This window comes from Methylovulum psychrotolerans (assembly GCF_002923755.1).
GTDB classification, from domain to species: domain Bacteria; phylum Pseudomonadota; class Gammaproteobacteria; order Methylococcales; family Methylomonadaceae; genus Methylovulum; species Methylovulum psychrotolerans.
The window spans coordinates 851,820-874,054 of the sequence record NZ_PGFZ01000001.1; the positions used below are offsets into that span (position 1 = coordinate 851,820).

Annotated in this window: 24 protein-coding genes; 5 read left to right on the forward strand and 19 right to left on the reverse strand. The window is 51.2% G+C overall.

Annotated features, from left to right (window positions below):
• Nucleotides 1–116 precede the first annotated feature (116 nt).
• Entirely contained in the window at nucleotides 117–704 is a 588-nt protein-coding gene (locus tag AADEFJLK_RS03915; RefSeq protein ID WP_103973359.1) for a Uma2 family endonuclease, read from the forward strand.
• Between the two features lie 82 nt (nucleotides 705–786).
• On the opposite strand, the gene AADEFJLK_RS03920 is transcribed toward AADEFJLK_RS03915, so the two are convergent.
• The 7 genes from AADEFJLK_RS03920 to AADEFJLK_RS03950 all read right to left on the reverse strand — a co-directional run bounded on the left by AADEFJLK_RS03920 (nucleotide 787) and on the right by AADEFJLK_RS03950 (nucleotide 8,179).
• Nucleotides 787–2,979, reverse strand: coding sequence for a hypothetical protein (locus AADEFJLK_RS03920; RefSeq protein ID WP_146054505.1), 2,193 nt, complete (start codon nucleotides 2,977–2,979; stop codon nucleotides 787–789).
• A gap of 26 nt (nucleotides 2,980–3,005) precedes the next feature.
• Nucleotides 3,006–4,232 carry a glycosyltransferase family 4 protein gene (locus tag AADEFJLK_RS03925; RefSeq protein WP_103973361.1) on the reverse strand — a complete coding sequence of 409 codons (1,227 nt, stop codon included), beginning with the start codon at nucleotides 4,230–4,232 and terminating at the stop codon, nucleotides 3,006–3,008.
• The gene (locus tag AADEFJLK_RS03930; RefSeq protein WP_103973362.1) at nucleotides 4,229–5,494 is read right to left on the reverse strand and encodes a glycosyltransferase family 4 protein; all 1,266 of its coding nucleotides are present in this window, start codon (nucleotides 5,492–5,494) and stop codon (nucleotides 4,229–4,231) included. The genes AADEFJLK_RS03925 and AADEFJLK_RS03930 overlap by 4 nt, the downstream gene beginning before the upstream one ends.
• Nucleotides 5,495–5,575: 81 nt before the next feature.
• Complete coding sequence (locus tag AADEFJLK_RS03935) at nucleotides 5,576–6,424, reverse strand: sterol desaturase family protein (RefSeq protein ID WP_103973363.1); 849 nt, start codon at nucleotides 6,422–6,424, stop codon at nucleotides 5,576–5,578.
• Between the two features lie 69 nt (nucleotides 6,425–6,493).
• Entirely contained in the window at nucleotides 6,494–6,955 is a 462-nt protein-coding gene (locus tag AADEFJLK_RS03940) for a PAS domain-containing protein (protein ID WP_103973364.1), read from the reverse strand.
• A 2-nt stretch (nucleotides 6,956–6,957) separates the two neighbouring features.
• A complete protein-coding gene (locus AADEFJLK_RS03945; RefSeq protein ID WP_088619317.1) occupies nucleotides 6,958–7,449 on the reverse strand; it encodes an SRPBCC family protein in 492 nt (163 codons plus the stop codon).
• Between the two features lie 106 nt (nucleotides 7,450–7,555).
• The gene (locus tag AADEFJLK_RS03950) at nucleotides 7,556–8,179 is read right to left on the reverse strand and encodes an acyltransferase (RefSeq protein ID WP_249027968.1); all 624 of its coding nucleotides are present in this window, start codon (nucleotides 8,177–8,179) and stop codon (nucleotides 7,556–7,558) included.
• Nucleotides 8,180–8,302: 123 nt separating this feature from the next.
• On the opposite strand from AADEFJLK_RS03950, the gene AADEFJLK_RS03955 reads away from it, so the two are divergent.
• Nucleotides 8,303–9,853 carry an oligosaccharide flippase family protein gene (locus AADEFJLK_RS03955; RefSeq protein WP_103973366.1) on the forward strand — a complete coding sequence of 517 codons (1,551 nt, stop codon included), beginning with the start codon at nucleotides 8,303–8,305 and terminating at the stop codon, nucleotides 9,851–9,853.
• Nucleotides 9,854–9,948: 95 nt separating this feature from the next.
• Here AADEFJLK_RS03955 and AADEFJLK_RS03960 read toward each other — a convergent pair whose 3' ends face one another.
• From AADEFJLK_RS03960 to tusD, 3 genes are all read right to left on the reverse strand, one after another.
• The gene (locus AADEFJLK_RS03960) at nucleotides 9,949–10,284 is read right to left on the reverse strand and encodes an ASCH domain-containing protein (RefSeq protein ID WP_088621573.1); all 336 of its coding nucleotides are present in this window, start codon (nucleotides 10,282–10,284) and stop codon (nucleotides 9,949–9,951) included.
• 91 nt (nucleotides 10,285–10,375) lie between these two features.
• Nucleotides 10,376–10,732 carry a sulfurtransferase complex subunit TusC gene (gene tusC, locus AADEFJLK_RS03965; RefSeq protein WP_088619314.1) on the reverse strand — a complete coding sequence of 119 codons (357 nt, stop codon included), beginning with the start codon at nucleotides 10,730–10,732 and terminating at the stop codon, nucleotides 10,376–10,378.
• A 1-nt stretch (nucleotide 10,733) separates the two neighbouring features.
• Complete coding sequence (tusD, locus tag AADEFJLK_RS03970) at nucleotides 10,734–11,123, reverse strand: sulfurtransferase complex subunit TusD (RefSeq protein WP_088619313.1); 390 nt, start codon at nucleotides 11,121–11,123, stop codon at nucleotides 10,734–10,736.
• Between the two features lie 221 nt (nucleotides 11,124–11,344).
• On the opposite strand from tusD, the gene AADEFJLK_RS03975 reads away from it, so the two are divergent.
• Nucleotides 11,345–12,802: a M48 family metalloprotease gene (locus AADEFJLK_RS03975; protein WP_088619312.1), complete on the forward strand. Its 1,458-nt coding sequence runs from the start codon at nucleotides 11,345–11,347 to the stop codon at nucleotides 12,800–12,802.
• A gap of 423 nt (nucleotides 12,803–13,225) precedes the next feature.
• Here the strand turns inward: AADEFJLK_RS03975 and AADEFJLK_RS03980 are convergent, their stop codons facing one another.
• The 5 genes from AADEFJLK_RS03980 to AADEFJLK_RS04000 all read right to left on the reverse strand — a co-directional run bounded on the left by AADEFJLK_RS03980 (nucleotide 13,226) and on the right by AADEFJLK_RS04000 (nucleotide 16,386).
• Nucleotides 13,226–13,801: a UbiX family flavin prenyltransferase gene (locus AADEFJLK_RS03980; protein ID WP_103973367.1), complete on the reverse strand. Its 576-nt coding sequence runs from the start codon at nucleotides 13,799–13,801 to the stop codon at nucleotides 13,226–13,228.
• On the reverse strand, nucleotides 13,798–14,757 hold the full coding sequence (gene pip, locus AADEFJLK_RS03985; RefSeq protein ID WP_103973368.1) for a prolyl aminopeptidase: 960 nt from the start codon (nucleotides 14,755–14,757) through the stop codon (nucleotides 13,798–13,800). The genes AADEFJLK_RS03980 and pip overlap by 4 nt, the downstream gene beginning before the upstream one ends.
• Before the next feature lie 22 nt (nucleotides 14,758–14,779).
• Nucleotides 14,780–15,055 (reverse strand): Txe/YoeB family addiction module toxin, encoded by a 276-nt coding sequence (locus AADEFJLK_RS03990; protein WP_088619309.1) that lies wholly within the window; start codon nucleotides 15,053–15,055, stop codon nucleotides 14,780–14,782.
• Complete coding sequence (locus tag AADEFJLK_RS03995) at nucleotides 15,048–15,302, reverse strand: type II toxin-antitoxin system Phd/YefM family antitoxin (protein WP_088619308.1); 255 nt, start codon at nucleotides 15,300–15,302, stop codon at nucleotides 15,048–15,050. Before AADEFJLK_RS03995 ends, AADEFJLK_RS03990 begins: the two co-directional genes overlap by 8 nt.
• A 139-nt stretch (nucleotides 15,303–15,441) precedes the next feature.
• Nucleotides 15,442–16,386 (reverse strand): porin family protein, encoded by a 945-nt coding sequence (locus AADEFJLK_RS04000; protein ID WP_232463802.1) that lies wholly within the window; start codon nucleotides 16,384–16,386, stop codon nucleotides 15,442–15,444.
• A 356-nt stretch (nucleotides 16,387–16,742) separates the two neighbouring features.
• Here AADEFJLK_RS04000 and thiO point away from each other — a divergent pair, with 356 nt between their 5' ends.
• Complete coding sequence (thiO, locus tag AADEFJLK_RS04005; RefSeq protein ID WP_103973369.1) at nucleotides 16,743–17,843, forward strand: glycine oxidase ThiO; 1,101 nt, start codon at nucleotides 16,743–16,745, stop codon at nucleotides 17,841–17,843.
• A 69-nt stretch (nucleotides 17,844–17,912) separates the two neighbouring features.
• The gene (locus tag AADEFJLK_RS04010; protein WP_103973370.1) at nucleotides 17,913–18,926 is read left to right on the forward strand and encodes a quinone-dependent dihydroorotate dehydrogenase; all 1,014 of its coding nucleotides are present in this window, start codon (nucleotides 17,913–17,915) and stop codon (nucleotides 18,924–18,926) included.
• A gap of 63 nt (nucleotides 18,927–18,989) precedes the next feature.
• Here the strand turns inward: AADEFJLK_RS04010 and AADEFJLK_RS04015 are convergent, their stop codons facing one another.
• The 4 genes from AADEFJLK_RS04015 to nth all read right to left on the reverse strand — a co-directional run bounded on the left by AADEFJLK_RS04015 (nucleotide 18,990) and on the right by nth (nucleotide 22,187).
• Nucleotides 18,990–19,736, reverse strand: a complete 747-nt coding sequence (locus tag AADEFJLK_RS04015) for an HvfC family RiPP maturation protein (RefSeq protein WP_088619305.1) — start codon at nucleotides 19,734–19,736, stop codon at nucleotides 18,990–18,992.
• Nucleotides 19,737–19,744: 8 nt separating this feature from the next.
• Nucleotides 19,745–20,596, reverse strand: coding sequence for an HvfB family MNIO-type RiPP peptide maturase (locus AADEFJLK_RS04020; RefSeq protein ID WP_088619304.1), 852 nt, complete (start codon nucleotides 20,594–20,596; stop codon nucleotides 19,745–19,747).
• A 159-nt stretch (nucleotides 20,597–20,755) separates the two neighbouring features.
• The gene (locus AADEFJLK_RS04025) at nucleotides 20,756–21,367 is read right to left on the reverse strand and encodes an HvfA family oxazolone/thioamide-modified RiPP metallophore (protein WP_088619303.1); all 612 of its coding nucleotides are present in this window, start codon (nucleotides 21,365–21,367) and stop codon (nucleotides 20,756–20,758) included.
• A gap of 163 nt (nucleotides 21,368–21,530) precedes the next feature.
• The gene (gene nth, locus AADEFJLK_RS04030) at nucleotides 21,531–22,187 is read right to left on the reverse strand and encodes an endonuclease III (RefSeq protein ID WP_088619302.1); all 657 of its coding nucleotides are present in this window, start codon (nucleotides 22,185–22,187) and stop codon (nucleotides 21,531–21,533) included.
• Nucleotides 22,188–22,235: the final 48 nt, after the last annotated feature.

The following is a 22,235-nucleotide window of genomic DNA, read 5'->3' on the forward strand; positions in this document are numbered from 1 at the left end:
TTTTCAAGAGGAGGCGTGGATTGAAATACAGTTGCTGCTATTTGTCAAAATAGTCCAAAGTTTAAAAAAAGATTTCAATACCCGGTAAAATACATCACCTATTTTGGAGTAACGACATGTTAACTATAAAAAATATCGGTTTGACCAGCGTGGAAGACTATTTGAAATGGGAACTGACCAGCGAAGTCAAGCATGAATTGATTGACGGGCAAGTTTATGCAATGGCTGGAACGAGTGCTAATCATGAAAGAATATCGGTAAATGTTTTATCAGAATTTAGACACCACTTGAAAAACTCACCCTGCGAACCTTTTGGTTCAGATATGAAATTAAGAATCCATTCAAATTTTTTCTATCCTGATGTGATGGTAGATTGCAGCTTTGACAATTCCGAACCTTATTTCACCACAACACCTATCATCATTGTTGAAGTCCTGTCCAAAACAACCCATAAAATAGACAAGACCATCAAACTGATGGCGTATATAAACATCCCCAGCCTAAAAGAATATGTGATCATCGAACAAGACATGGTGGATATTCAGGTCATCAGGAGAAGCGAAGGGTGGCTACAGAAACATTACTTTTTAGGCGATGAAATCACTTTTGAGGCCATTGGCTTAACCTTATCTGTAGCAGAAATATATCATCGTGTACAAAATGACGATATGCTGGAATTCCTGAACAGCACAGCTAGACAGTAGCCCAGTATGTTAGGCTTTATTGTTCCCCCAGCTTTCGGGAAAGGGCAATTTTCCGCTGCCTTGGGTACCAGCGATCCCTGCCCTATTCCCCCGCCGACACCACCACAAACCCATACGCAGGTATGGCAAAACCCAACTCCCCTCCCTGAGCCGCCAACGGCGTTTCCAAAATCCGCACCTGCTCAGCATCTTCGTTATTATCAGTCGGTGCCGCACTCGCCAATGTTAACAACCGCCAATGTTGCTTGTCTGCCCCATCTGGAAACCGGACTTTAATCGTTTGTACATCCGGCTTAGCGGAAACGGCGGCTAACGCCCAGCCTTTAGGGGTTTGTAACGCCGTTAAGGTCAGCGCCTTATCTTCCGGCTCTAAAGGCCTAAGCGGATACACTGCCGCAGGTAACACCCTGTTCAGCATTTCCATTGCCAAGCCCGTCGGCCTCAGGCGGGGGCTAGCCCCCAGATCACGGACAATCCCCCATAATTTGACCAACTCACGCGGGTTTTGCTGACCTTCGACAAACGCATCGTATTGCGCCAAGGTATATAAACATTGTCGGGATATGCCCGCATTTAGCCCGGTCAACAAACGCTGGGCCAACGCTGCCCCCGCCGCCGCACTGGTGGTCGCGGTATTGCGGCTGGCTACAGAGGCCGTACCTGAGGTGGTGTGCAAATTGACCTCATAAACCGATAGCTCCTTACCCTGCATCCGTGTGGCATCGCGGGTCTCACGGTAAAAATCATCTTGGCTAAACAATTTGCTTAACAGGTCATCATCAGCATTGAGTTTAAACAAAAAATACGGCGCGACCGCCAAGGTTTGGGCATTACTGACACCGCCGAGATATTTGGCTGATAGCCACGGGTTGACATACTGGCCATTGACCACGGTATGTAAGGCGGAATGGTGGTTTGCCCCTTCCAACAAATACCGGAACGCACGGGTAGCCGCTTCGCCATGCGCCTGATAGGCGGGAATACCCGCCGGACGGAACACGGAGTTCCAATTTTCGTTGCCGAACTCCACCAGCACTTCTTTAAAATGCCACACGTCGGCTTGGCTAGCCAAATAACGTCCAAACTGCTGCAATTCTTCATCCCCTAGCGTCGGCGGCACAACCACCCACGGTTGCGCCCCCACCGTCGCGGCCAACTGCAAAAATTCCGGCAAACCATAACTAAAGGTGCTTTCCGCGCCAGGACGGTAACGGCTGGCGCGTCTGGCAAAGCTATCGGCAATGCGGTTAGCAAAGGTATCGCCCAATTGGCCTTGCCAATCACGCAAATAGCCCGGCTGCAAACGTTTAAGAGCCGCGACCACTTCCGGGCGGAACGCCCCCTCAGCGGCGTTAACCACAGCCCCCAACTCAATATCATCGACAATTATCTGGCCTTCCGTACCCTCAACCCGCAAGCTTAACGATAAAGTACCCGCCGCGCCGACATCTTGAGCGGTAAATTCACGCTTAAGCTGCTGCCACTGCCCACTAGCCGATAGGGTTTCCTGAAAAAAAGCCGGCCCGCCGTTTAAGCGGCGGAAACTGACCGTCAGCTTAGCCCCAGGGGACTTTTGTTTCAGCCACAAGCGCAATTTCCATTTACCGTTAACGGGCAACAGCTTCCCTGCCCTATCCCCGATGCTATCCAAATAAGACAATACCTCCACAGGCTTGCCCGCCAAGGGACTCAGTGCCAGCGACCTTAAGCCAGGGCTGTCCGGGTGGACATCATCCGAGACCACTGTCAACTGCCCCGGCAATAAGCCGTTATCAAACCACCACTGGCTAGGCAAACGCCTATCATTGGTCAGGGTCAAGCTGACCACATCGCCGGGACTTAACGGCGGGGCATTACCGATGACGGTAAATTCCGGCAAGCCCATTTTGCCTACCGCTTTAGAATCGAACAGTAACCCTTGCTGTCCGACCGCCCCGCCGCTACGCACATCGTAACGCGCCCCCGCCCAAAAACCATCGGGGCGTTTCGTCCAGGCGGTATCATCGCTAAAACTTACACCATCCGCTGCCTTCACCAGCACAATGGCGCGGTCAATAATGCCCTCAAAGCCCGGATTTTTTAAGACATTCGCGGATAACTGCCCCGCTCCCCAAGCCACCCATTCACCCAAATTAACGCCCAGACGCGGCACTTGGGCACTGATCGCCTGAGGTTCGACCTGATAATGCCGCTCAGGACTAGCCGCCAGCACCGGACAGCAGAAAACCACGCAGCAAAAAGCATAACCATAGCGGCTAAAGTGCGTCCTACCCATGCTTTCCAACATCAGAGGCAACAAGCTTACCCCTTAAGCCGCTTGTCAAAAGCCGCCAACAGATGCTGCGTATTATTATATAAATCATACTCCGCCAACACCTTACGCCGTCCGGCTGCTCCTAAGCGGCCACGCAACCGGGCATCGGTCGCCAAAGCACGGATAGCAGCCGCTAAACCATCACAATCCGAAGCGGCGACTAACAAGCCATCCTCACCGTTTTGGATCAGCTCAGGCACACCCGTAATCGCCGTGGTGATACAAGGGATTTCCACCGCCATCGCCTCCATCAATACCACTGGCAAACCTTCGGCAAAACTGGGCAGGACAAACATATCAGCCGCTTGGTAAAACGCCAAAATATGGTCTTGATCGACCGCGCCAGTAAATTCGACTTGACCGCTAATCCCTAATTGCTCGGCATAAGCTTGCAGGCTTTCGGCATCCGGCCCCATGCCGACCAAGGTCAACTTGACCGGAAAGCCTTGGCTGTGCAATTGCGCCACCGCCGCCAGTAAAATCGCTTGGCCTTTGGCAGGTGTCAAACGCCCGACACACAACAATTCGGCCAAATAAGGCGTAGCAGGGCGCGAAGTCCGATTGGGGGTAAAACGCTGGGTATCGACCCCCAAACGGCAGACATCAAACTTCGGCCATGCCTGTACAGGCGACAGCTTCATCACTTGGCTACGCGCATAATGGCTGATGCAGAAAATAAAATCCGCCGCCAAAATTTTCTCCGGCAAGTTATAGCCCGCCGCATCATAAAATTCATCAGGGCCGTGGACAGTAAAAGAAAACCCCGTGCCGAACACCGTTTTTACCAGCATCCCCACCGACGCGGCGGGGGTGGCGAAATGCACATGCAGATGCTTAAGCTGGCGGCTACGCAACCACTGGCCGACCAGTACGGCCTCGACCAGATAAAAACCATGATACAACAAGCGCTTAATATCCCAACCGCCCAACTTAATGGCATGGCGTACGCCGCGCCACAAACCGCCCGGATGGGTAAACAACGTTTTGCCTAACGCCAAGGCCGCTTTCAACATCCCTTGGGCTTTAACATAAAAAACCTGTTCCGCTTCGCCACGTTCAATCTCGGTCAGCTTATCCAAGGGGCGATCAGGGGCGTTAATCGAAGCGACGGCAATCGCCATACCCGCTTGGCGCAATTGCAACACCTCACGCAAAATAAAGGTGTGCGAATAGGCCGGATATTGACTGACTAAATAGGCGATAGAATGGCTCATTGGCGTACTTCCAATAATTGACGGTAAAACCCGATAGCGGCGGCGATTTTCGCCGCCCAACTGAAATTGTCCTCAACCCGGCGGCGACCTTCTGCCCCCAAAGCTTGCCAATGTTGCGGACGCTCATAGACATCCGTCAATGTGGCAATCAGACCCTCCACCACCGCCGCCTTACCTGTGGCGGGCAACTTTACTCCCACCGCCGCATCGACAATTTCCGAAGGCCCACCAAAATCAACAGCAATCACCGGACGCGCCACCGCCATCGCCTCCAGCAACACCGCTCCGCCGGATTCGCGCACCGAAGGCAAGCAAAACACATGCGCCTGCTGCATAATCTGCGCAACCTCAGCTAAGGGCAAATTCCCCGTAAAACGGACAGTATCGCTTAAACCCAGTTCTGCGGTCATTTGCTCCAAGCGGCCCCGCTCGGAACCTTCGCCGACTATCGTCAATTGCACCGGAAAAACCAAAGCCTTTACCGCTTCCAATAACATCGGCACACCTTTAAACGGCAACAACCGCCCGGTAAACACCACTTGTAACGGATTGCTGGCGGAAGCGGTGGGCGGATAGGGTGCGGGCGGGAATAAGTCCAAATTAACGCCATTTTCCAACAAATAGCGGCATTTGCTCTGATATTGTACGGGTATCGCCGCAAAAGTGGCTTGGGTGGCGGTAAAAATCAGTGCCGCATGACGGGTAGACCCCACCAACCTATCAAACACCCGCCCCAAATTGCGTAAGGAATACAGCCATTTTGACTCTGCCTGCATAATTTCCGGGAACGTATTAGGCGATGCCAAACCGCCGTTCCAAGGCCCCAGCACCAAAGGCAAACCGAGCTTATACAAACGGGTAGCCGCCAACGGCGAAACAGGGGTCACCGCATGGACAATATCAAACGCTTGCCCCGCTTTCAGGCGTTGGCGCATCTGCCGGACAGACAGCCAGTCATAAACGAAAAAATCTAACGAGGCGATCAGAAACTTAGGATGCTCACTACGCGGAAAGCACCAGCCCGCAAAGCGGTACAACGGCCCCGCAAACCATTCGCTATCAATATAAATAATCTCGGAATCCGCCAACGGCGCACCCGCAGCCGCCAACGCCGGACGGTTGCGGCTATGGGTCAGCAAAGTAACATGGCAAGATTCGCTCAAGCGGCTATACCACTCCCAGCCAATCTGCGATACCGACCCCATCCCGACACCACATTGATAAGCTGACAGTAACAGACGGATTTTATTGTTATTATTCATGGACTGCCTATTTATTGAAAAGGCGTTAAAAATTTATACTGATTAAGCTTATCCGTCTTCTGCCTTCATCAACCACTTAAACTACTTCTTCCCCTTAGGGATAATCTGCAACAGCCGCCGGATATGCCGCTCGGTGACAAAAGCCAGAAAAAACAACTGCAAAAAATTTTCCGCGACAATCGTATCCAAACCAATTTTTTCCGGCACCAATTCCTTACGCGTCCCGAACAGTTTATCCCAACCAGACAGGACAATGCCATAATTGCTGTCATGCTCTTTGCGTAAGGCGGAATGGTGGACACGGTGCAAAGACGGCGTGATGATGAATTGGGAAATCAGGTTTTCGTATTTAAAAGCCAAATTGGCATGGTGAAAAAAGATAAAAAACAGTTCGATAATCTCAATCGCCAAGACCACATAAGCATCCACGCCAATAATCATCACAAACAGGCATTTATATAAAATTTCCAAGAACAGGTCAAAGACATGAAAACGGAAGCCCGTCGACACATTAAAGCTTTTGTCGCTGTGGTGGACTTTATGGAAACGCCATAGCCATTCATACTTATGGCTGACCAAATGCCAGAGATAAATCGAAAAATCGAACAAAACAAACGATAACAGCCATTTTAACGGGCCATTAGCCATCTCGCTTAACAAGCCAAAGCCGGAAAAGCGTTGGGCGATAAAAAACAGCGACGAAGCGCGTAAAGCGGTCAGGATAACATTATTAAACAAAAATGCCGTCGTATTGGTGACAAACGATTCCTTACTGATTTTATTCGTAAATTTTCGGTAAGGTTGGATATGCTCCATCACCATCAGCACAGCAAAAGCCAGCATCGCCAAGCCAAACAGCACTTCATTAAACAACAAACTGGCCTGTTGGCTGGCTTCTGCCAACAGCGCGGGGGATTCTGCCGGACTCATTATGATACCTATAGGATGATGGTTTGTGTCGGCTTAGCCAATGCCAAGCCGCTATCTGGCATTGCCCGATTACTCGCCCTTACCCGAAAGGGCACCCAACAAATTAGTCAGCTCCGCTATCTCATGCTTAGCATTGACTTGATACGTCACATCGTACTGCACACCCAGATAATAAATCACCCGGCCTTTACGGTCATACAAAGGGCTTATTTTCAGGTGGTTATAAAACAGCTCACCGTCTTTACGGTAATTGCGTAACGTCACCTCAACGCCTTGCCCGGCTTTCATTGCCTCGGCAATCAGATAACGCTCCGGCTGCTCCCTGTCCACGCCTTGCAAAAAACGGCAATTATGGCCGATGATGTCGTCATTGCCATAGCCTGTCAAACGCTCAAATGCCTTATTGGCATAGACAATAGGCGCCCCTTCAATATCCGGGTCGGCCAAAGTCACCCCATTGACGCACTCGTCTAAAATGGCGGAGAGGATTTGTGGTATTAAGCCATTATCTTTTTCAACAACAAAACTCATGGTTACGCTCCAAGATTGTGATAGGCCTCAATATCATCCGATAAGAGTTTTTTAATATTTTCGACGGTGTTTTCCGCGCCTTCTTCAATAGCGGAACGGATCAGCTTTTCAAATGGCCGCATGAACAATTCCAGTTCCAACAGCGCGAAACTAAAAGTCAATAAGGTTGCGCCGCTAGCGTCCGGCTCCAGATAATAGGTATTCTGATACGGCGCGGTAAGGCCTTTGAAGGTCAGCTTGATGAAGGGATGAAATTCGGTGATTTCAAAAACGGATTTTATTTCCTGCCCTTGGTCACGGCGCAATTGCTCGGCTTTAGCGCCGACAAACACCGTCAAACCGTTAAGGGGTTGGAATTGCGTAACTTCCAACGCCCATTTTGGGTAATTTTCAAAAAAACGCTCGCCAATAAAAATAAAAATATCGGTGCTTGGCTGATTAATCAGCACACTGGCCTCACCCACTACGGGCTTTGTCGTGTCAAACGGAAACATGTTTTTTTCTCCTAGCTTAACGCCATTTTTAATTTTTATTCGGCTGTCGTTTCATTCTATCCTTAACTTCGCCAATAGCAAGCCCGACCTTCAGCGTATCCCCCAACTACCCGGCACTTTCCTCCGGCGGGAAAAAATACGCACAACGTAAACGGGTCAATTCCTCCGTAGCCGGGGCAAAATTATCCGCCGCCAACAAGTGCCGCCACGGCAACGCTTCGGTGCGCTCTTCACAACGCTGAAGATAGGCATCGACCGTACCGATAGGCTTGGCCGGTACGCCGCCGACGATAGTATTGGGCGGCACGTCGCGGGTGACGACCGAACCCGCCGCGACAATGGCATTAGGGCCTATCGTCACATTCGGCATGATAATCGCCCGATGGCCAATAAACACGTTATCGCGTATGTCTATCTTGCCGACGCTATCCAAACACCGTCCGGTCATTTTTTTCAGCATATTGATAGAGCCATCATGCCCGAACAAGGTGCAACCGGTCATCCGCACATTATTACCTAGCCGGACATGCTTAGGGTCAGTGATTTCGACATTCATCTGAACGACACAATCCTCACCCATCTGATACAGGATATGGTGGCGCTTTAAAAACTGCGCCCATTCCTCGCCGTCAGGCCGACAAAACTTGCGGTACAGGCCGACAAAACGCCCCGACTGCATGGCATTTTTCCTCAAAAAAGCACACCATAATTTACGCAACAGTAAGCGCATCAGTAACCCCCTTATAATTATTGTTATGCCGCAACTTTACGGCATCTTAATCCCGCCTGTATTGATAACCGGGCAACAAGGCTATACTCTACGCCAACGCCTATTAAAATTACAGTGACGACTATGAAAAAGCCCCGTTCAGGCAATTCTTTTTTCCGTAACACCTTAGCGCAAACCGCAGGCCGTTTGTTATACCTGTTAACGCGCGTCGGCCTGCCGCCGTTAATTCTGCATTATGTGTCACTGGAAGAATACGGTTTGTGGGCGACCTGTTTTTTATTGATAAGCTACGTTAGCATGGGCGCGTTTGGTGTGTCTAACGTCTATATCCGCTATGTCGCCGAATACAACGCCAAAAACCAGCACGAGGCCATTAGCGGCCTAGTCAGCACAGGCTTACTGCTAACATTCACCTTCAGCGTGCTAGCGTTGTCAGGCATTTGGCTGGCTATGCCGTGGCTGCTGCAAACCTTCAAGGTCGCACCGCACTTACAGCACACCGCGCAAGTGCTGATCCTCGGCACCTTAGCGACCATGTTGCTGGATATGACCCTCGGCGCGTTTGCCTATATCTTGCACGGGCTACAAAAAATCGCCCAGCAAACCCTGGTCTGGATTATCAGCTTCTTACTGGAAACCGCCTTAATCGTCACCTTACTGCTCCTGCATTACGGTATCGAAGCGTTGCTCTGGGCGTTTTTCGCGCGGTATATTTTTTCCACGCTGGTGTATATCGCCCTGTGTTACCGTGCCATCCCTGACTTGCGCATCAGCCTATGGCTGGTCAACCGCAAATTTTTCGGCACCTTCTTAAAATATGGTGGCATCTTGCAAGTGTCCGGCTTGCTGAGTGTCGCCATGTATTCTATTGAACGGGTACTGGCAGGTTACTTAAGCGGCTTGGCGGCGATTGCCGTTTTAGATTTGGGGCAAAAATTTCCGGTCATGGCCAGCCAAGTGTTTTCCTCCATGAACGCCAGCTTCCTGCCCGCCATCACCGAAGCCCATCATTTAGGCAAACAGGAAGACATCCAACGCCTGTACACCCAAGGTTTACGTTACCTGAACTTGCTCAATGGCTTGGCGATGGGCTTTCTCGCCCCGTTTGCAACCTGGCTGATTATTGCGTGGATAGGCAACTCTACCACAATGAACATGGCCGACACCGTCAAAGTGCTGGCCTGTGCTTGTGCGGGTTATCAGTTGCACGTCCTGACCGGCCCCTTATCGGCGTATTATCAAGGCATCAACCACCCTGCCCGCACCTTTGGCTACATCGGCTGGCAAGCGGCTTTTGTCGGTGTCGGCTTAATCACCGTCTGGCAGTATTTTAGCTTTACTATCGTCACCATCGCCGTACTGGTCATGGCTGCGCGTATCCTCAGCGCCTTGATTTACCTGTTGGTCGGCAATTTCCGCTTAAAGCTTACGCTCTGGCGCTTTATCCGCTCGGTACTCATGCCCGGCATCATACCCTACCTGTTCGGCTATGGCTTAATGGCCGCACTGCTGCCGTGGCTAGGGTTATTACAAGCCAACCGCTGGCAATGGATCGGTATTTTAGGGGTACTGGGCGTAGCTTACGTTTTGCTGACGGCAGGCTTTTTCTATGCCTTTATGTGCGGACCGGAAGAACAAGGGCAAATCCGGCAGAAATTACGGCGGCGAGGGTGATGGTTAGCGGCGACAGCCCCGCTATAAACACCCCTGCAACGGCCTTAGCCTTGGCTACCGCTAACACCGCCTATTACAAAACCAATGCCTGTCGGTCAAACTTCCGGTTTGGCGGCAAAGCTATGCACCCACACCAAGTGGTCGTCATCCCAGCTCATACCCGTGTGCATTTTTAAGATAATGTCCTTATACATGGCCAAACCCGGAAAGCCTTCCGCACGGGCATCCTCATCGGTCATATCCCCCAGACGTTGGCGGCTTAAATCGGTGATAATAAAGGCCATGCCTTCTAAGTCGAAACACTCACCGACCCAACCATACACACCATCACGGCGTTGTTGGGTCTTAGCGCCTGCCTTAACAGCGGCGACTAATTTAGGCTGAGTGACCAGACGCTCGATTGCACAGGTTTTGGGCGGTAAATTTTCCATAGCGGATTCCTTGTCAATAAAACCAGCCATTATAAAAGGTTTATGGCGCAAATCCCCATAAAGGCTTATTTTTATCAGTAAAGATGTTAGATCAAGCCGAAAAAATCACCTCAAAATCCTGCATAAACGCGGCGATAGCCTGACGTGGCAACACTTGCACAGGCAAGGCCAAATCATCGGCCACCAAGCCATATTCCGCCAAGGTTTCGGCTTCGGTGTACAGATCGGTGACATCATACAAGGCTAACGCCGCCAAACTAGCGGCGGTATCCTTAAAACCATAACCCTCAGGCTGCTGATGCCGCTTAAGGGCAAACACCCCCGCGTCCAACCATAACACACTGACAGCTTGGTCAAACGCCGCCGTGGTGAGGATAATATCGAGCATTTCTTGGACAAACGCGCCGCTATGGGCGGGTTTGCGCAACACAAACAAATACTTTTTCATCTTAACCCCAGACGATAAAACGGTCGGCCTCTAAGGTCGCGGCCAGCAATTGCCCCAAGCCGCCGATACGGAAGCCCTCCGCGACATCATCATCCTGCTTGCCTTGCCGCCACGCCTCATCGGCACACAATAAACCGCGCCGTTGCGCGGCGGAAATGCACACCACTAAATCAATTTGGTGTTCCCGCGCCAAAGCCTGCCATTGCAGCGTTTGCGCGGGTTCGTCATCGGGCGGTGTGGCATATTTCAGGGCATGGTAAATGCCGTCATGGTAAAAAAACACCTGCCGGATCTGATGGCCCTGTGCCAAGGCGGCGTTAATAAACGCGCAGGCACTACGCCCGGCATTGGCTTGGTAAGGGCTGGAATTGATTTGCAAAACAAATTTCATAATTTCTACGATGCGGCGGCAAGCCTGAATTAACAAAAGCCTAATAATATGATTTTAATGGCAATTAACTACCGTAATGGCAGTGGCGACAAGGGTGGGGATGATTTATAATCAGAACTTATTATTTTACCCGTTTGCGCATCCTAAAAACTATCTCCGGCCTCAGCGGTCTGTTAGTTTAACGTTATGTTCCACCCCTCTTCTCTTGCCGATACTCCACCATGACACTGAAACCTGCCACACTCCTGTTAGGGCTAAGCCTCGCCCTTTTTCCCAGCACCCACTACGCGTTGGAAAACGGCAAAATCGACCTGCCGGAACTGGGCGACTCTTCCGGCTCGTTGCTGACTGGCGAAGAAGAAAAAGAATTGGGCCAAGCTTTTTTCCGTAGCCTGCATTCCCAAATCACCGTCAGCCAAGATGCCGAAATCCAACAGTATATCCAAACCTTAGGGCAGCGCTTAGTCGCACACAGCGACGCGCCCGCCTACCCGTTTTATTTTTTTGTGGTTATGGAAAACGACATCAATGCGTTTGCCGGCCCAGGCGGCTATATCGGGGTCAATTCGGGGCTGATTTTAATGACCGAAGCCGAAAGCGAACTGGCTTCGGTTATCGGCCATGAAATCGGCCACGTTACCCAGCGGCATCTATACCGTAGCGCGGAAGCCGCCAGCCGCATGTCCATCCCGACCATGGCCGCGACGCTGGCGGCGATTTTACTCGGCACCCAATCCGCTGCGGCGGCACAGGCGGCCGTTATCGCCGTCCAAGCGGGCAACGCCCAATTCCAAATCAACTTTACCCGCGAACACGAGGCCGAAGCCGACCGGGTAGGGATGCAAACTTTGGCGGGTGCGGACTTTGACCCGCGCAGTATGCCGACATTTTTTGAGCGGATGCAGCAATCGACACGCTTTTATGGCCAAAACGTGCCGGAATTTTTACGCACCCACCCGGTCACCACCTCGCGGATTTCCGACACCCGTGGCCGCGCCGAAACCTATCCCTATAAACAATACCCCGATTCGCTGGCGTATCAGCTCATCAAAGCCAAAATCCGCGTCATCACCTCTACTGATGATACCGATACCCTAAAATATTTCCAGTCACATCTCAACCAAGGTACCGCCGACCAACGTTTGGTCGCCCGTTACGGCTTAGGCTTAAGCATTCTAAAATTGCAGAAGTTTAAAGACGCGGAAGCCATTTTCCAAGAGTTGCACAAAAACTTCCCCAACCAGATGCAATATGCCACGGCACTGGCGCGGACAGCCTTAGAGGCACGCGATTTCAGCACGGCGGTGCTACGCTACAGGCAACTGTCGGAGCAATACCCCGAAAATGAAGCCCTCAAGCTCGACTATATCAGTGCCCTGATTAAGGTCGGCAAAGCCGAACAGGCCAAAGACAACTTAAGCCAACTCAACCTCAACACCCAGCGGTTGCCGATTTATTGGGAACTGCTGGCGCAAGTCTATAGCCGCCTCAACCAACCCGCCGAATCGCACCGCTATCTGGCAGAATATTATTATGCGACCGGACAAGTGCGCGATGCTATCCTGCAAATCCGTCTGGCGCAAAAATCCAAAGGCCTGACCGAACGATTGTCGGCGATTTTGGCCGAACGGCTTAATTTTTTCATGACCGAGGAAATACAAGCGCGACAAAACCGCTAAAGCGTTATGACGTTAACTGAACGCAAGCTTAACAAAACGCAGTCTTTGCCGCCGACTTTTAAATTTTTTTATTTTATCGACTCGCTAACAAATTCTATTTATTAGGCTTTTTATTTATTACAGATTTTTTACAAATAAACTGTTTCCATTTTATAGACAGGGTAGTTTTCGTCAGGATACAATAGCTCACCTTTTAGAGAGTTAGACCAGCATAAAAAGCTGGCTAAGAAGGGGGAGGAGGAGCCGCAAGGCTCAATATAACAATAATAAAAATCAGTCAATTTAGTTGGGTTAAGTTAAATTTTTTAACTAATAATAACAATAATAACGACTCAATACGCCCGCTTTATGCGGGCTTTTTATTGCCCGGCATTTTTGCCGGGCAATCCTGCAAACCACTAAAAACCTCGCCCCTAGCTACCGCTACAGCCCCTCCCAAGGCGTATACAACCCCGTCACGTCAACCCCAAACATATCCAACACCCGCCCGACCGTTTCATTAACCATCGCCATCATCGAGTCGGATTTGCTGTAAAACGCCGGCATCGGCGGAAACATAATGCCGCCCATTTCGGTGACGCTGGCCATATTGCGGATATGGATCAGGTTCAACGGCGTTTCGCGCGGCATCACCACCAACCGCCGCCGCTCTTTCAGCACCACATCGGCAGACCGGGAAATCAGGTTATCGCCAAAACCGTGCGCAACGGCAGCCAGGGTCTTCATGGAACAAGGGGCGATAATCATACCCTCCGTCTTAAAGCCGCCACTGGAAATGCTCGCGGCAATATCATTAATGCCATGGGTGACATCGGCAAGCTCATACAAGGCGGCACGTTTCATGCCCAACTCGTGCTTAAGATTGACCACCCCCGCCGACGAGATAATCAGATGGGTTTCCCACTGTTCCTGCGCCTGTAACACTTGCAGCATCCTAACCCCATAAATGGCCCCAGTCGCCCCGGTCATGGCGATAATCAGACGTTTTTTCGCGCTCATAACGGCGCACCAAAACCACCTTGGCGGGCAAAGTCATCCGTGGCGGTGACCAGCGCGTCGATCATTTCCTCATGCTGGGCGACATGCCCTGCGTTGGGCAGGATGACATAATCGGCGTTAGGCAAGGCTTGATGCAGTTTATGGCCAGCTTCCAGCGGACAGAGAAAATCTTGGCGGCCATGAATAATCCGTGTCGGTATGGCCTGCAATACCCCGCACCGCGCCAGAATCTGATTTTCTGCTATAAAATAACGGTGGCGGGCAAAATTCAATTCCATGCGGATTTGCTCAAACGTGCGTCCGGTGATCTCCATATCCCTAGACGGATAAGCTGTCCCTAAGGCAGTCAACGCCCCCCAAGCCAACCATTCCTTAGCGACCCGCGTTTGCAGTGCGGTATCCTCACCCCAAAAAACCGCATACAAGGTAGCCAACAAATCCCCGTTGTGCGGATCCGGCAAACTGTCGAGCAGCTTTTGCCATTGCTCAGGGAAAATCCGGTTGGCGCCGTCTTTGGCATACCAATCCAAATCCTGTTGCCGTGCCAGAAAAACCGCACGGATAACCAGGCCGGACACCCGCACCGGGTAGTGTTGGGCATACAACAAGGCCAACGCCCCGCCCCAAGAGCCGCCAAACACCAGCCATTGCTCCAGCTTTAAATGCTGGCGGATACGCTCCATATCATCCAGCAAATCCTGCGTGGTGTTACCCTCCAACTCGCCAAACGGCAACGATTGCCCACAAGCGCGTTGGTCAAACAAAATGATATGGTAGCGTTCGGGGTTAAAAAACCGCCGATGGTCGGGCTTGGTGCCGGAACAGGGGCCGCCGTGTAAAAAAACGACCGGAATACCGTCAGGGTTGCCGCTTTGTTCGACATACACCGAATGCGGCGAACTGGTTTCTAAGAAAAAGGTGAGGAAAGGTTGGAGTTCTGGGTAGAGAGTCTTCATGAGGTAAAGGAGAGTCAGTTAATCATTGATAATGATAGCGGCAGGCAAGAATAGTCAAGTGGCTATCATTCACCACATAGACCAAGCGGTTGGTTTCATCAATGCGCCGTGACCAAAAGCCGGCTAAGTTTTCGCGCAGCGGTTCCGGCTTGCCTATGCCGGTAAACGGTTTTTTTTGCGTATCGGCGATGAGTTTGTTGAGGCGTTTTAGGATTTTTCTGTCCTGTTCCTGCCAATATAAATAATCTTGCCAAGCCGCATCTGTCCACGCCAAACAGTGGTTGGCCGGCCTATTCATCCGGCAACTCACGCTCGGTTAGCAGTCCGGCCTGATATTGCTCAATTGATTTGGCGAGATGGGCCGCATTGGCTGGGGATTTGAGCAGGTGGACAGTTTCCATCAAACTCGTGTAGTAATCCAAAGACATCACCACAGCATCAGCGGCATCACGGCGGGTGATAACTGTACAATCGGCATCGTTGATGACATCATCGAGCACGGACTTTAAATTATTTCTTGCTTGGGTAAACGAGAGGATACGCATAGCCCACCTTGTAGTTGTACTTTAATCTGTACAAGTCTAAAGCAAAGCACACGACAGCTCAATAAAAACCTGTTTTGCGGGCATAAAAAAAGGAGGGCTGTTACGCCCTCCTTTGTTGGCCGGGTTTTAAGCGTTGTGCTTAGAAACCGATACCGAGGTAACCACCAGCAGTTACGCCGTTGGTGTTGATGCCGTCAACATTGTCTGGGGCGTAGTGGTAACGGGCATCCGCACCGACATACAGGTTTTGCCAGACTTTATAGTCAGCACCCAGACCGAACTGCATACCTGGGTTTAATACGGTAATCGCGTCAGATGGTGGGCTGATGACGCTCAGTTCGAAACCGACAGGCACTACCCATGGTCTGAACGCTTGGCCTTTGAAGAATTTGATTTTTGGTGAAGCCGCTAAAGTCAATTGGTTGACAGTTGCGGTTTGGGTGTTAACGCCAGGCAGTCCTGTAGCAGCGCCTATCGCTGGGGTAATGCCGTTAGCGGCACGGTCGCCCAATTCTTTATAATCAAACATCAATTCAGCAAACACTTCAGTGCCGCTCATCATGCCAAACAGATTGTCATTCAGGCTCCAGTCAAAACCAGCGCCAAAGTACCATGCATCTTGATTACCGATCGCGCCATTCAATACACCACCTGAATTGCCGCCTGCTGCGGTAGGATCCAATGTGCCGCCTCTGTTGCTGTCTGCGTGACCATAACCGCCACGGAAGAATACCATATTGTTTTTGGCGTTAGACTTAGGCTCAGCCTTAACCGTGTTCATCCATTGGTCCAACTCTTGGACTTTGGCAGAATCTGGGTCAACCGCAGGGCGGTTAACTTGTGAGCGCAAAGATTGCACTTCATATTGCATGGCTTGCAATTGCGCTTCTAAGGCTTCAACACGGGCATTGGAGCTAGGCACTGCATAACGTTGCACTGAGCTGCTAGTGGAGTAGCTGCTGGTGACACTGCGTTTGTATTTTTTGGCTTTAGATTTTGCATCCGCTTGCGGCGCAACTAACAGGCCTGCCATGGTTAATGTTGCGGTAGCGATAGCAAGAACTAATTTAGTTTTTTTCATCATCGTTTCGACCTCGTGAAGGTTGTTTATAGTTATCTTTTGTTAAAATACAACAAAATGTCTGTGACGGAACACATGTTAGCAGTAAATCTATTTCCCCACAAGCATTAACGTAACTTTTTATTAACAAATATTTTATTATTTATCAACAGGTAACAGCAAAAATCAGCTAAAACAAGCCTTATGTCTGCGAAAAACAACAAATAATCCCCCCACCCAAGGCCCGCAATACTTTTTCGGACACTGTCAGTTTGGCTTATAATCGGCACTGAACGCGCCTTTACCCCACTACTTTACTAACTTTGGCCTTAACGCCAAGCAGAGCCACTGGGGCGGCACACTTACACTTACAGACATCCATGACCCTAACTCCAGACATTACCCTTATCGGCGGCGGCATCATCGGCTTACTGACCGCCCGCGAATTCCATAACGCCGGCGCCCGCGTCACGCTCATTGAAAAAGGCTTTATCGGCCAAGAATCCTCTTGGGCCGGCGGCGGCATTTTACTGCCAATCTACCCTTGGCGACAAGCCGAAGCCATTAGCGACCTGGTATTGCAAAGCCTGAAAATCTACCCTAATCTGATGGCGCAATTGTTCGCCGATACCGGACTGGATCCCGAATGGACCCCCTGCGGCATGTTAATCACCCAAAACCCCGATGATCAGGCGGCAATAAGCTGGTGCCAACGCTATGGCGTTACTTATAGTGCGCCGGAGGAAGCCTACTTTGCATATCTCAACAGCAATCCCAGTAAGCCGTTATGGTTACCTGACATTGCCCAAGTACGCAATCCCCGGCTGCTAAAAACCTTGCAACAAGATTTGCGTAACAAAGGCATCACGGTTTATGAACACTGCGAACTGACCGGCCTGCACTGCCGTAACCAGCACGTCGAAGCCATTGACACCACGCGCGGACGCTTTGCCGTCAACCATCTGGCCATCACCAGCGGCGCGTGGAGCGGCGGACTGTACCAACGCCTGTTTGCAGGGCTTACCGACACCTTACCCGATATTGCCCCGATTAAAGGCCAGATGCTGCTGTTCGATGCCCAGCCCGACACCTTGCCGTTTATGGTGCTGGAAGGCGACCATTATCTGATCCCCCGCCGTGACGGCAAAATTCTGGTCGGCAGTACCGTCGAACATGACGACTTTAACAAAACCACTACCGCCACCGCCAAAACCGACCTGAACCAGTTTGCCTTAAACCTGTTGCCCGCGCTGCACAACTACCCTTTGGTCAAACATTGGGCAGGCTTACGCCCAGGCACAACCCAAGGCATACCCTATATCGCCCGACACCCTGATATTGATAACGTCAGCATCAATGCCGGGCATTTCCGCAATGGTTTGGTCATGGGGCCGGCCTCGGCACAATTGCTGGCCGATTTAGTGCTAAACCGCCCGCCCCACATCAACCCTGAGCTATACCAATTCGGCAGGTTGCAATAACCCCTTTTTTAAAACCAACGGGGACAACAGCATCGTCTTTTGCCCCCGTATTACCTATAAGCCCACCTTATGAACCTTTACCCGCTATTACGTCCCCTGCTCTTTGCGCTAGACCCGGAAACCGCCCACGAAGTCACCTTAAAACTGCTCCAAACCGCACACCGCACCGGACTAGCCCAGCTAACCACCCCTCGCTTGGCCGACCACCCCGTCGAAATTATGGGTTTAACCTTTAAAAATCCGGTCGGGCTGGCCGCAGGTTTAGACAAAAACGGCGATTATATTGATGCCCTCGCCGCCTTAGGCTTCGGCTTTATCGAAATCGGCACCGTCACACCGCGCCCCCAACCCGGCAACCCCAAGCCGCGCCTGTTCCGGCTTCCCGAACACCAAGCCATCATCAACCGCATGGGCTTTAATAATCTGGGCATAGACCATTTGCTGCAACAAGTCAGCAACAGCGCGTACCATGGCATATTGGGCATTAACATCGGCAAAAATTTTGACACCCCGATTGCCGATGCGGCGGACGATTACCTGATTGGCCTACGCAAAGCCTACCCGCTCGCCAGTTACATCACCATTAACATCTCTTCACCCAACACCCAAAACTTACGCCAGTTACAGCAAGGCGACGAGATCAAAAACCTCATCGCCCGCCTAAAAGAAGAGCAGCTCAGGCTGCACCAGGAACAAGGCCGCTATGTGCCCTTAGTGGTGAAAATAGCCCCTGATTTAAGCGACGAAGAAATCCGCCACATCGCCCAGCTCTTAAAAAGCTACGCCATTGACGGGGTCATCGCCACCAATACCACCATCGTCCGCGCCAACATCGCGGGCCATGCCTTAGCGAAGGAAACCGGCGGTTTGAGCGGTGCGCCGGTTAAGGAGCAGGCGACTTATGTCGTGCGCGGCTTGGCGGCAGAACTGAATGGGACGGTGCCGATCATCGCGGCAGGTGGGATTATCAGTGCGGAAGATGCCCAAGAAAAACTCGCGGCAGGCGCAAGCTTGGTGCAAGTGTATAGCGGATTAATTTATCGCGGCCCACAGCTAGTGGCGGACGTGCTAGCAGGACTCTAGGCTACTGCCATTACGGCAAGGCGAAAAACCTTGCCGTACCGTGAACGGCTGGCTTAAGCCACGCTAAGCGGCAATTACAATACCCTTTTCCGCCAAGCCCCTTAATATCTGCAAACCGCCGTTAATCACCAACTCAGGTTGGGGATGCTGCATTTCGGCGGCAATTTGCTCAAGGCTGGCAATGGCTGGGCTTTGCCCATTATCCTGCAAGAGCGCTAACAGGCGGTAGGTCATCGGCGTAATCTCCAGAAATTGGACATCATCCAAGACGTTACGGTAGACGATTAAAAACGTCGCTTGGGCGGGGGCTTCGGTAGGTAAAAACGTCGGGGCGATTTTATGGACGGGGTATTGATAGGCTAAAGGCCAAGCGACGGGTGATAAGGCTAACACCTGCCTCGCCAAGTCGTCCGGCAGCAGGGTAATGGCCGGATTGGGTTCTTGGGCAACGGCGACCGCCATTTCCGCCCACTCATAATGCGCCAACTCCAGCAAAAACGGAAAGTCCCCGGCATTATCGCGCTCCTGTTGCAGATAAGCCAAAAACTCTTCAGGTATCTGCGAGAAATACGGCGAACTGCAAGCATGGCGGGCGAAGAAATCCTGCGCCAACGCGTACCATTGGGCATCATCAAGCAATTGCCTTATCACCGGAAAATTGCTGGCCAAAAAATTGTCGATATTATTAAACAACAACTCCCGATACATCGCCATACGCGGTGGCGGCACATCGGCAGGCACAGGCTGGTGGTCGGGGTCGCGGATATGGGCGACAAATTTGCGTTGCGTCGCGGCAAAATCGGTTTTCATCGCAGCCCTTAAGCGGATTGTTGGGCATGATGGTGTTGCCATGCCGCTTGTATGGATTTGATCGTATCGACTTCGCGGATCAGTTCGGCCATCTGAGGGATATTAAAATCACGCTCCAGCAAGGTCGGAAACACGCCATGCCATTCGTAAGCCTTGCCCAGCAATTTCCACACGGGGTCGATAATTTCCGCACCGTGGGTGTCCACCAAAAAATCTTCGGCTTCCACATAATGCCCGGCAATATGGGCATAGACAATACGCTGTGCGGGAATGGCCTTTAAAAAGGCCTCGGCATCATAGCCGTGATTGACACTGTTGACATAAATATTATTCACATCTAACAGCACGTCACAATCGGCTTCCTGCACAACAGCATTAAAAAATTCGAGTTCAGTCATTTCCTGACCGGGGGCGGCATAGTAAGACACATTCTCAATCGCCATTTTTTGCTCAAGAATATCCTGTACGCGCCTGATGCGTGCCGCAACATGACGGACAGCCTCAGCGGTAAAAGGAATAGGCAGCAGATCATACAAATGCCCGCCTTGGCTACAATAGCTCAGATGTTCGCTATAAAGCCTGATGCCATGCTCACGCATGAACCGCTTAACAGCCAGAACAAAGGTCTCATCGAGCGGGTCAGTACTGCCTAAAGACAGCGACAAACCATGACAGACAAAAGCACAGCGTTCGGTCATGGCACGAAATTGCTTGCCGAGCTTACCGCCCATGGTTATCCAGTTTTCGGGAGCGACTTCATAAAAATCGACCGCAGCAGGCGGCGAACCGACAACTTCACTCAAAAAACTACGCCGCAAGCCTAAGCCAGCCCCCTTCAAAGCGGGTTGTATCGTGTCCATCAGAACACCTGTGCAAAAATTAAAGGAAAAAAGGGGGACAGCAACCGCTATCCCCCCATTTAGGAAGGGGCATGAAATATTTGTAGCCATCCAAGTTTTGGTAACCTGAAAAGTCTTAACCGATATAATTACCCCAAACCGTCCTGGCTTATAAACCTTTTAGTGTTTCGCAGGTGCAGCAGGTACGGCAGGTACAGCTTTAGTGGCGGCACAAGCGCCTTCTTTGCCTTTCATCATCTCGCCACAGCCTTGCATCGCTTCACCGCAACCTTTCATTTGCGCACCACAAGAACCGTCTTTAGCTTTTTCGGTTGGGCATTTTTGCATGGCTTCGCCGCATTGCGCCGCACACTTGCCTTCTGGCATTTTGCCGTTAGCCGAACCGCATTTGCCTTCTTTACCTTTCATCATTTCACCGCAAGTGGCTTCCATGCCTTTTTTCATTTTTTCGCCTTCCATCATGGCCGCGCACTTACCTTCACCGCATTTGCCTTCAGCCGCTTTCGCAGGCGTTTTAGCACCCGCACAAGCGCCTTCGGCCGCTTTTGCCGTACCGCCCATATTCATGGACGCGCCGCATTTCATTTCGGCTGGCTTGGCTTCCGCTGGTTTGGCTTCAGCAGGCTTTGCTTCGGCAAGCTGCATATAACCGGATGACAACTCAGTCATGCCGAAAGGGTTAGTTTCCGCACTGACAGAGGCTGAAAAAGAGGACATGATGGCTACGCCCATAGCAGCGATCAACGGTGATTTATTGTTAGTTATTTTCATGGTAAATCCTTCCTAAAAGTGGATTGTGTAATAAAACGGCACGGGGCCCGTGTCGCCGTGCATGTCCAAGTATACCCGAACACGCGGTAAATATAAGGGGATTGCAAAAAATTACAATGTTTAAATCGGGGTATCCGCCGCCAAAATGCCTGTCCAATCTAGGCTAATGGACACTAAGCACCTGAGCGGCAGACGTTTTCTCTGGATATTCACATAAGTCAGCCAGCACACATTGGCTGCAACGCGGCTTTCTGGCGGTGCAGGTATAGCGCCCATGCAAAATCAGCAAATGGTGGGCGGTTTGCTTATAGTGTTTTGGAGTCGATTTATCTAACTTTTGTTCCACTTGCAGAACATTTTTGCCGACTGCCAGACGGGTTCGGTTGGCGACCCGGAAAATATGGGTGTCGACAGCGATGGTCGGCTGCCCAAACGCCGTGTTAAGAATCACATTAGCCGTTTTACGCCCTACCCCCGCTAACGCTTCCAATTGCTCACGGGTATTTGGCACTTGCCCGCCATGCCTGTCTAACAATTGCTGGCATAAAGTCATGATATTTGCGGCCTTGCTGTTAAATAGGCCAATAGTTTTAATATACGCTTTTAAGCCATCCAGCCCCAGCGCCAGCAGACTTGCCGGAGTATTGGCGACCGGGAACAACTGCGCGGTCGCCTTATTAACCCCCTTATCGGTCGCTTGCGCAGACAGCACTACGGCAATCAGCAATTCAAAATCGGTACGGTAATTCAGCTCGGTGGCCGGTTCAGGAATCGCGGCGGCGAGGCGCTCAAACAACGCCAAGCGTTTGCTGGCGTTCATAAATAACTAACGTTACGCAGTAACGTCGCTTTTATCCCGTTTGCCGCG